We start from the raw sequence: 9,864 nt of genomic DNA, 5'->3' as shown, positions 1-9,864 counted from the left end.
CTCCAAGGTGCACGGCGCGGCCCCGGCCGCCTACCGGGCGCTGGACATCGTCGCCGCCGCGAAGGACGGGGATCTCCAGGCCGGTTTCGACGCCGAGGACCGGGCGCTGGCCGATCTGATCATGGGCGGCGAGCTGCGCAGCGGTATCTACGCCTTCAATCTGGTGCAGAAGCGCGCCAAGCGCCCGGCGGGTGCGCCGGACCGGGCGCTGGCCCGCCCGGTCACCAAGGTCGGCGTCGTCGGCGCCGGTCTGATGGCCTCTCAGCTGGCGCTGCTCTTCCTGCGCCGCCTTGAGGTGCCGGTGGTGCTCACCGATATCGACCAGGAGCGGATCGACAAGGGTGTGGGCTATGTCCACGCCGAGATCGACAAGCTGCTCGGCAAGGGCCGTATCAACCAGGACAAGGCCAACCGTCTCAAGGCCCTGGTGACCGGGGTGCTCGACAAGGCGGAAGGTTTCTCGGACGCCGATTTCGTCATCGAGGCCGTCTTCGAGGAGATGGGCGTCAAGCAGAAGGTGTTCGCCGAGGTCGAGGCCGTCGCCCCGGCTCACGCCGTCCTCGCGACGAACACCTCCTCGCTGTCGGTCAGCGAGATGGCGTCGAAGCTCAAGCACCCCGAGCGGGTCGTCGGCTTCCACTTCTTCAACCCGGTCGCGGTGCTGCCGCTGCTGGAGATCGTCCGGGGTGAGCGGACGGACGACGCCTCGCTCGCGACCGCGTTCGGGGTGGCGAAGAAGCTGAAGAAGACCGCCGTCCTGGTCAAGGACGCACCCGCGTTCGTGGTGAACCGCATCCTGACGCGTTTCCTGGGCGAGATCCAGAACGTCATCGACGAGGGCACCCCGGTCGAGGTGGCCGAGCGGGCCGTCGAGCCGCTGGGGCTGCCGATGTCTCCGCTCGTCCTGCTGGAGCTGGTGGGTCCGGCGATCGGTCTGCATGTCTCCCAGACCCTCAACCGGGCCTTCCCGGACCGCTTCACCGTCTCGGCGAACCTGGCGGCCGTCGTCAAGGCCGACAAGCGCGGCTTCTACGTCCACGACTCCGGCAGGCCGGAGCTGGACCCGGAGGTCGCCGCGCTCCTTGAGCAGGGCGATGTCGTCCTGACCGAGGAGCAGACCCGGGCACGCGTCCTGGACGCGGTGGCGCAGGAGATCGGTCTGATGCTGGACGAGGGCGTGGTGGCCGAGGCCCAGGACATCGACCTCTGTCTGATCACGGGCGCGGGCTGGCCCTTCCATCTGGGCGGCATCACGCCGTATCTGGACCGCGAGGGCGTCTCGCGGCGGGTGAACGGGAAGCCGTTCCTCGCGCCGGGGGTGGCGAGCGTGCCGGCGTAGCGCGGGCGCTACGCGAAGGGGTCGTACGGGCGTGTCCCGTACGACCCCGAGGCGGTTGACCGGGTCAGAGGCGCTTGGCGCTGCGCAGCGTGCTCGCGTAGTAGCCGTTGCCGTTCAGTCGCGATGCTCCGCCCTTGTCGCCGATGGTGGGGCCGTTGACCTCCTCACGGCTGGACAGAAAGATCATATTGCCGTCGGTGTCATGGCCGAGGTAGGTGCCCATGTGGTCGATGCGCTGCTTGGTGCGTTCATCGAGCTTGAAGAAGACCAGGTCGCCCGGCTGGAGCAGATCGATGGACTTCGGGCGGCCCTCCGGGCCCACGCTCGTGAGCGGAATGATGTTCGCGCCGAGTTCCGAGCGCGCCATGCCGTTGGCGGTACGGGGCAGTCCGTCGCCGGACTTGTCCGAGGAGGCCAGCGGATAGCGGGCGCGGTAGCCCCACAGCAGCCGCATATAGCCGGAGCAGTCGGCGGACCGGGCGCGCTTGGCCTCCGAGGTCTTGCTGGCGCCGTCCCGGAAGGTGTACGGGATACCGAGGTAGTCGTAGAAGTCGGACAGCTCCTCGCGCAGGTCGTTGCCCTCGCTGCCGTTGGGGTTGAGCGGCCCGAAGTTGGCGTCGCCGGCGTAGGCGATGCCTTCGTCGTCCTTCTTGACCGGGGCGCCCTGGACGTACTGGAAACCCATGGCGAAGACGTCGTCCTCCTCGCTGCCGAAGAACTCCTTGAACCAGTCCTTGAACCACTTCTCCTTCTCGGCGCCCTTCCGCCAGGGCTCCGGCATCAGCCGCACCCAGTTCTCGGTCACCACCCGGGACTTGGTGTTGGCCGGCTCGGAGAAGGTACGGCTGGGGCCCTTGAGGGTGGCGGTACGGGCCTGGTCGGTGAAGGTCGCCAGCACCTGCCCCTTGTCGCCGCGCAGCACGGAGCGGTCGGGGTTCTTCAGCCGCTCCCACTTCTGGGCGCTGCCCTTCTCGTCGGCGGCGGCGCCGAGGTGCGGAGTGTCGGTGACGGCGTGCACCTCGGGTGCCGCGGCCTGCTCGTCCGCGCGGAGTTCCACGGTGAGATAGGCACTGCTCCCCAGCAGGGCGAGCACGGTCACGGCGTGGAGGACGGGGCGCTTCTTCTTCGGACTCATGGGATCGGCTCCGGTGGGAGGTCAGGCGGAGGGCATGACGCCGAGGAGTATCCCGGCGGTGAGGACGACATAGGCCATGAGGGTGACCGAGCCGGTGGCGAGCAGTGTCGGTCCCTTGGGCTGGCGGACCAGCTGATAGGCGATCAGGCCCGGGACGATGAACCCGAGGGTCTGGTTGCTGTACATCAGCGGGAATTCGAGCGAGAGCACGATCATCACGGTGGCCTGGAGCATCACACCGGTGAGGACCACCGCGGCGAACAGCCGCTTGCCGTAGAGGATCACGAACTTCTGCATCACCAGGGTCGACACATAGGTCAGGACCGTGACACCGACGACCATGGCAGCACGCTGAAGATCCTCGACGAGGGTGAGCGCGAGCCACCCCGGGGTGATCATGCCGCCGGGCGACAGGTTGGTGGTGAGGTAGCAGACCAGCGAGAAGAGGAGTCCCAGAGCGATGCCGATGGCGGCGATCTCCGGGGTGAGGACGGACGGGATCAACGCTGTTCTCCTGGGCTGTGCCACGGTTGGTCGGCTGATGCGGACCGTGACTGATCGTCGGCGGGGACGGCGGGGACCGCGGGCGGGACGCGGGGTTCGAACAGGCCGCGGGGCCGCTGGGCCTCCGTCTGCTCGCGCGGGGCGCGCTGCCGCTCCCGGGCCGGGGCGGGAAGCTCCGCGTTCCGCACCGGTTCGGCGGCGGCCTCGGGTGCGGGGCGGTCGCCGGTGGGCTGGGCCGGAATGTGGACCTGGGGAAGCTGCTGGGTCGAGTAGCGCGACTCGTACGCCTCCGAGTACTGCCGGTAGGGGTCGATGTGCGGCACGTAGAGCCGCATCGTCTCGGAGGAGTCGGCCGCCGGTTCCGCGGTGCGGTCCGCGTCCGCCGGGTCGCCGTGGTGTCGGCCGCCGGCCGGTGCGGCACCCTGGGGCGGTTTCTCGTCGGGGTTCGCGTCGCGGTTCTCGGGGCTGTCGTCGCGGTTCTCGGGGCTGTCGTCGCGGTTCTCGGGGCTGTCGTCGCGGTTCTCGGGGCTGTCGTCGGGGCTCTCGTCGGCCGGGAGTTCCGCGAGGTGTTCCAGCAGCAGCTCGCCCTGGCCGTGGATATTGCCGATGGCGACCAGGGAGGAGTCGGGTCCCAGCCGGCCGAGCAGTTCGGCCATGAACTCCTCGGGGTCGCGCCGCTCGCCGCCGAGGTCGACCGCGCGCGAGCGGTAGTCGGCGGGGATCGCGTCGATGGCCGATTTGGCCGGGTGGCCGATCACAAAAACCTGGTCGGGGTCGAGACCGGGGATGATCTCGCCCATCTGGCCGTTGCGCTCGACCCGGTCGGGGCGGCAGTTGATGACGACGTTGAGCGGCCGGTGGATGGCTCCGAGGTCGAGCAGCTGATTGATGTTCATCAGGGTCGACTCGGGGTCGTTGGCGGCGAAGACGTTGGCGAAGCGCAGCCGCTTGCCGTCCTCGGTGGTGTACCGCTCGACGGAGAGGACGCCCGGGTCCGGCGGGGCGTCGTACATGCCCTGCAGGGCGGTCGCCCGCTCCACGCCCAGCAGCTCCGCGACGGCGAGGGCGATGGCAACGTTCTCCTTGAAGGTGAACCAGCTGAAGCCGCGCAGCTCGTCGTCGCTGACGGTGTCCGGGTCCGCGTAGATCAGCCGGCAGTTCCGGGCGTCGGCCTCCTCCTGGAGGATGTCGTACCGCTCCTTCTCGGCGGTGACGCAGATGCCGTCCTCGGGCATGGACCGGCACAGTGAGCGCGCCACGTCGTCGAGGGTGGGGCCCATCTCGGCGAGATGGTCCTCGCGGACATTGCACAGCACACCGATCGTGGAGCGGATCAGTTTGGACTGGTTGATCTCCTGGAGCGCGGGCATGACGGCCATGCACTCGATGACGAGCGCGTGCGGGCGGTAGGCGGCGGCGCGGCGGACGATACCGATCTGCTCCACGACGTTCGCGATGCCGAACTTCCGGTAGACCGGCTCCTCGGTGGCGTCCGGGTGGATGAAGCGGGCCGCCGTTCCGGTCGTCTTGGCGACCGTCGTCAGGCCGCCGCCACGCAGGGCGCCGGCGCAGAGCCGGGTGATGGACGACTTTCCGCGGATGCCGTTGACAAGGACCCGGGTCGGGATGTGTTCGAGGTTGGTGAAGTGCCGCCGCTGCTCGACGATGCCCGCGACGAGCAGGATCGCGCTGCACACGACCAGTACGGAGTAGAGGAAGAGCACCGGTTCAGTTCCTTCCGGCGAGACTGCCGGCGCTCTCGCGCCTGCGCTGGTCCGGCAGTTGCTGGCGGAGGAGTTCGAGGCTGCGGGTGACGGCTCCGACCTCGTCGTGGTGCCGGGGGTAGAGAACGGTTCGGCGCTCTCCGCCGGCGAGCGCGTCGGCCTGGTCGGCGAGGGCTCGCAGAGGGCGGACGACGACGATGTGCAGCCAGCCCAGGCACGCCGCCGCCGCGGTGGCACCGAGCAGTCCGGCCAGTACGGTGCGGTTCTGGAGCCGGTACTCGGAGATGGACAGCCCGGACGCCGGCTGATGGCTCACCACGGTCCAGCCGAGGGATTTCGCGGCGCCGCCGCCGACGAAGGGCGCGGCTGCGGCGATCTGGATGTCGCCGCCGTCCCGGTAGAGGACACCGCTGGGGCGCGGACTCATGCCGACCTTCTGGTTGGTGCCTTCGACGAGTTCGTCGAGACGGGTGCCTGGCAGCTTCTCGAAGGCGAGATAGCCGGTGTTGGCGCCGATGACGCGGCGTTCGCGGTCGACCACGACGATCTCGCCGAGGCCGGGCCGTTTGAGCAGCGAATTGAGGAAGTCGATACGGAACTCTCCGACGACGGCCGCTCCCCGGCGCCCGGAGGTCCCGGCGGTGCCCACGATCACCGGTTCCTCCGCCCGGTCGTCGAGGATGCGGATCGGCACGGTGGAGGGTGCCTTGCCCGCGCTGCGGGGATCGCCTCCGGCGCGGGCGAGGACAGTGCCCCGGTCGTCGACGACGTACAGCGTCTCGTAGCGCGCATGCTGGCCGAGGGTCTGTTCGAGGACCTCGGTCATCTCGGAGCGCTCGGTGCCGCCGCCGATCAGGGCGGCGACGGACAGCAGATCGGTGTAGCCCTCGTTGAGCGCGCGCCGCACCCGGTCGGCGAGGGTGTCGGTGCGCTCGCGCTGATCGTTGACGACCTGCTGCGGTACGACGACGGTGTCCCCGGCCCGGTTGAGCAGCAGCAGGAGGGGTGCGCACCAGACGAGGAGCAGTACGCCGGCCACGGCGAGCAGGGAGCGGGCGCCGAAGCGTCGGCGGCGCGGGGCGTCGGCGGTGGCGTCCTCGCCGGTGAGCTGTTGCCGTAGTCGCTCCAGGGCGGCGCCGATCCGGGCCGCTTCGCCGTACCGGGGCGTGGTGACGGGCCGGGCGAGGTCGCCGCGGGTCAGTCGCCGGCTCTCCAGGAACAGCCGGATGAGGGGCCGTTGGACGGTGCCGAGCAGCAGGGCGACGGTGAGGGTGCCGATGAGCAGCAGGGCGCCGGCGGCGGCGAGCCCGAAGGCGGGGCTGCTGGTGGTGCCGGGGGTCTCGGCGACCTTGACCATGGCGACGACGGTGAGACCGAGGCTGGTGGCGACGGTGGCCTCACCGGCCTTGGGACCGGCCAGGGTGGCGTACCCGGCGACCGAGCGGTCGCCGAGATGGATACCGCCGGTGAGGCTGCCGCTGACCCCGTGGAAGCCGCCGGAACCGGGTTCCTTGGACTTCAGCGGGTTCTGCCGCGACTTGGCCGCCGCCGTCTTGGCGAACGTCTTGAGCTGCTTCTCCGCATGGGCGACCTCCTCGCGCTGGAGATCGGTGAGGACCTGCTCGGGCTCGGGGATGCCGTCGTCGCTCAGCACCTGGGCGCGTCGGTCGATGACCGCGATGGAGCGGAACTTGCCGAGGCTGACGCCGGGGAACCGGAGGCTGTTGGAGGCGATGAGCAGCTTCTGCGGCTCGCCCTTCCAGGTGAGCACCGCGAAGGCGAGCAGTCGGGTCTCACCGTTCTCCAGCCGTACCATGCGGGGCGCTAGCCCGTTCTTCTCACCGAGTTTGGCGCGGTCGACGGCGGTCAGCGGCACATTCTCCCCGCGAGCGGCGAGCAGTTTGCCCGATCTGATCTCGACGACGGCGGTGCCCATCCACTTCTGATAGACGTTGCCGATCTTGTCGAGGACCGCGTCGGCCGACACGGGTTCGGTGGCGTTGAACAGCCCGGCGGTCCGGGTCAGGTCGGTGATGCTCTCGTCGATGGAGGCACGCATGGCTATCGCGCTGTCCTCGGCGAAGTGCTGTTGCGAGGTCATGACGGCCTCGGGGACGGGGGCGTCCTCGACGCGCCCGAGGGTGAGGGCGGTGAAGCCCGCGAGAGCGAGCAGCAGAACCGATAGAACAGCTATGGGCGGACGTATGCCACCCAACAGCGACATATCTGATCGTCGGCGGACTTTGTGTCGCCGCCCTGCCTTCGAAGCGGCCAACGGAGGCTCCTCTCACGGAAATACCCAACAGCGCCCGATATTTCCGCATATGACAGGAAAGGGCGCGAGGGCTGTATCGTGCCACGGCATCAACACGTCCCCGAATTGATCAGACGGACTATATGAACAAATGGCTGCACAGATCGAAACGATGTGCCCTTAAGGGCACCCGTTGTGGCAGCACACTCAGCCGGGAAGCGGCATCAGCGGTCGCAGCCCGTCATCGGCTCCGCCCCGGTTGAGCATGGTGCCCTGGGTGCGCTCGAAGGCCAGCCGGTACCGGGAGCGCTGCTCCTTGGACAGACCGCCCCCCTCCCGCAGCACGGCGGCCACATCGAGAAGCCGGTGATCCTTCACGGCCCCATCGGGCAGCGCGCCCGCTTCATCCGGGTCCGGCGGGATATCGACGATCGTGGGGGCGTACTTCGCCGTCACATCCCACCGGCCGTCGCGCTCGCGGAACTCGAACCAGCCGATGGCGCCTTCCTCCGTCAGCCCGGTGGGCACGTCATGACGGGCGATCTGGTTGCCCAGACCGTAGGCGATCCAGGTGCCGTTGACCTTCTCCATGGGCTGGACGACATGGGCGTGGTGGCCGATGACCAGGTCGATCCCGGTCTTCTCGGCGATGCGCCGGCCGAGCGCGAGTTGCGAGCGGCTCGGGTTGGGCCAGTTCTCCCGGCCCCAGTGGATACTCAGGAGCACCACCTCCGCGCCCGCCTTCCGGGCCCGCTTCTCCGCCGCGGCGATCCTGTCGAAGTCCGTCAGATTGGCCATCCAGGACTTGCCCTTGGGGGTCTTCTTGCCGTTGAACGCGAAGGCGTACGACAACTGCGCGACCTTCACGCCCTTGACGTCCATGATCAGCGGCTTCTCCGCCTCCGCCCGGGTCCGGGCCGACCCCGTGTGCTTCAGGCCCGCTCGGTCCAGGGTGTCCAGCGTGTTCTTGACCCCCTTGGCGCCGTGGTCGAGCGTGTGGTTGGAGGCCGTGGAGCAGGTGTCGTAGCCGATGTCCTTGATCGCCGCGGCGATCTGGGGCGGCACCAGGAAGTCGGGATAACTCCGGAAAGGTCCCTCGGGCTTGCCCGTCACCGGTTCGAAATGACATATCGCCAGATCGGCCTTGCTGATCACTGGCTTGATACCGGCCATAATCGGCCCGAAGTCGATGCCCTTCTCGCCCTTGCCGGTGACCGTGGCATCCCGACGCGCCTGCTCCGTAAGCTCCGGGTGGATCAGAATGTCCCCCGCGGCGGCCACGGTGAAGGCGGGGTCCCCGCCAGGTGCCGCGTCGTCGTCGGACCCGAACGGGCCACAGGCGACCGCTCCGAACAGCATCGCGGGCAGCAGCAGGGAAGTAGTCATCAAACTGTGGGGGTGTTTCATCACTGGGCTATTTTTATACGACGATGATGACCAAACGAACAAAGATGGTAACGATCGCAACAATGACAGGGGCGGCCGCGATCGCCCTGGGGGTCGTGATCACTCTGGTCCCGCGCGGGGACACCACGGACAGCCGGAGCGGGGACACCACGGACAGCCGGGGCCCCGAGAGACTGGATCTGACCGAGCGGGTGGGCCGGTACACCGCGCGCTTCGGCGAGGGCACCGGCTACCGTCCGCCGACGGCCGCCGACCGGCGTACGGTCGCACGCGGTGTGGCCCTCCTCATCGACGGCCGGCGCGGCCAGGCGGAGCGCCGGCTCAAGGACATCGACTTCGCCGTCCGGACGGTGACGGACCGCGTCACCGGGCGGCGGTTCGCCGAAGTCGCGGACCGTACGGACGACTCCCCCGCGCCGCGCGGCTGGGGGCGCGTCTACATCAGCCTCGACGGCCGCGCCCGCTGGTCCGTACAGGTACCGCACCCCGTGGCGGACCGAACGACGGAACAGCTCGGCACGCGGGTGCTGCTCGGCTCGCCCGGCGGCGTGCTGGTGATCGCAGGAGCACATCGCAAAGCCGGACGGGGCGATGCCGCGGATGCCGCGCACCGCACCGACACCGTCTTCGACGCGGTCTGCGGCGAACTCGCCGAGCGCGGACTCCCGGGCATCCAGCTCCACGGCTTCGCCGATGACTCCGTACCCGGTCATGACGTCGTCGCGTCCACCGGCCGGGGCCGCGTCGCCCTGCGCGAGGCCCGGCTGCTCGCCGACGCCCTGCGGAAGCGGGACTTCGCGGTCTGCCGCGCCTGGGCCGCCTCCTGCCCCCTGGAGGGGCGCACCAATGTGCAGGGCGGCAAGGCCGAGGCCGAGCAGGTCCCCTTCCTCCACGTCGAGTTCAGCAACAGGCTGCGCACAAGCGAAGGACAGGCCACGCGAGCCGTGGCGGCGATGGAGCGGGTCACCGCGGAATGGGCGCGGAATGGGTGACGGGACGGGTGACGGGACGGCCGCGCGGAGGGCCCTGCTGATCGTCGACGCCGCGAATGTCGTCGGCTCCGTCCCCGACGGCTGGTGGCGCGACCGCCGCGGTGCCGCCGAGCGCCTCCGCGACCGTCTCCTGCCCTACGCGGCCGACGGAGTCCCCGGCACCCCGGGCCCCCTGGACATCGTCCTGGTGGTCGAGGGCGCCGCCCGAGGGGTGGCCTCGGTCCCCGGCGTACGGGTCGAGTCCGCGCCCGGCAGCGGGGACGACCACATCGTGGAGCTGGCGGGCGGGGCCACGGGCGCGTCGGAGCTGAACACCACCGGGACGCCGGCGGGCAGGCAGGGGCCGGCCGGGTTGTAGCGGTGGCCGAGGTCGCCGACCGCCGTCAGCGTGCCGTCGCCGGTGCGGAGGTGGTGCTGCGGCTGCATGACGGGGACGACACCGAGCTCGCCCATGCGCGTGATCTGCTCGTCCGTCGGCAGGCCGCAGTGCTCGATGCGATGGCGCATGC

At 69.7% G+C, this 9,864-nt stretch carries 8 protein-coding genes; 3 read left to right on the top strand and 5 right to left on the bottom strand.

All coding sequences use genetic code 11. The features are described from left to right. Nucleotides 1-1,339, top strand: a 1,339-nt coding sequence (locus ACWF94_RS23270; RefSeq protein ID WP_453491612.1) for a 3-hydroxyacyl-CoA dehydrogenase family protein, incomplete at its 5' end; no start/stop codon positions are given. Nucleotides 1,340-1,403: 64 nt separating this feature from the next. On the opposite strand, the gene ACWF94_RS23265 is transcribed toward ACWF94_RS23270, so the two are convergent. The 5 genes from ACWF94_RS23265 to ACWF94_RS23245 all read right to left on the bottom strand — a co-directional run bounded on the left by ACWF94_RS23265 (nucleotide 1,404) and on the right by ACWF94_RS23245 (nucleotide 8,342). Beyond that, nucleotides 1,404-2,474 carry a C40 family peptidase gene (locus ACWF94_RS23265; protein ID WP_453491609.1) on the bottom strand — a complete coding sequence of 357 codons (1,071 nt, stop codon included), beginning with the start codon at nucleotides 2,472-2,474 and terminating at the stop codon, nucleotides 1,404-1,406. 21 nt (nucleotides 2,475-2,495) lie between these two features. Continuing rightward, nucleotides 2,496-2,978 carry a poly-gamma-glutamate biosynthesis protein PgsC/CapC gene (locus ACWF94_RS23260; protein ID WP_453491606.1) on the bottom strand — a complete coding sequence of 161 codons (483 nt, stop codon included), beginning with the start codon at nucleotides 2,976-2,978 and terminating at the stop codon, nucleotides 2,496-2,498. Next, nucleotides 2,975-4,702, bottom strand: coding sequence for a poly-gamma-glutamate synthase PgsB (pgsB, locus tag ACWF94_RS23255; protein ID WP_453491603.1), 1,728 nt, complete (start codon nucleotides 4,700-4,702; stop codon nucleotides 2,975-2,977). Before pgsB ends, ACWF94_RS23260 begins: the two co-directional genes overlap by 4 nt. Before the next feature lie 4 nt (nucleotides 4,703-4,706). Continuing rightward, complete coding sequence (locus tag ACWF94_RS23250) at nucleotides 4,707-6,926, bottom strand: cache domain-containing protein (RefSeq protein ID WP_453491600.1); 2,220 nt, start codon at nucleotides 6,924-6,926, stop codon at nucleotides 4,707-4,709. Between the two features lie 237 nt (nucleotides 6,927-7,163). After that, entirely contained in the window at nucleotides 7,164-8,342 is a 1,179-nt protein-coding gene (locus ACWF94_RS23245) for a CapA family protein (protein ID WP_453491597.1), read from the bottom strand. Between the two features lie 83 nt (nucleotides 8,343-8,425). On the opposite strand from ACWF94_RS23245, the gene ACWF94_RS23240 reads away from it, so the two are divergent. Both ACWF94_RS23240 and ACWF94_RS23235 read left to right on the top strand, forming a co-directional pair. Then, nucleotides 8,426-9,355: a hypothetical protein gene (locus tag ACWF94_RS23240; protein ID WP_453491595.1), complete on the top strand. Its 930-nt coding sequence runs from the start codon at nucleotides 8,426-8,428 to the stop codon at nucleotides 9,353-9,355. Beyond that, nucleotides 9,348-9,713, top strand: a complete 366-nt coding sequence (locus tag ACWF94_RS23235; RefSeq protein ID WP_453491592.1) for an NTP pyrophosphohydrolase — start codon at nucleotides 9,348-9,350, stop codon at nucleotides 9,711-9,713. The genes ACWF94_RS23240 and ACWF94_RS23235 overlap by 8 nt, the downstream gene beginning before the upstream one ends. The last annotated feature ends 151 nt before the right edge of the window (nucleotides 9,714-9,864 follow it).

Source organism: Streptomyces sp. NPDC055078 (assembly GCF_053607985.1).
This window is presented reverse-complemented; position numbering and strand designations above follow the sequence as displayed.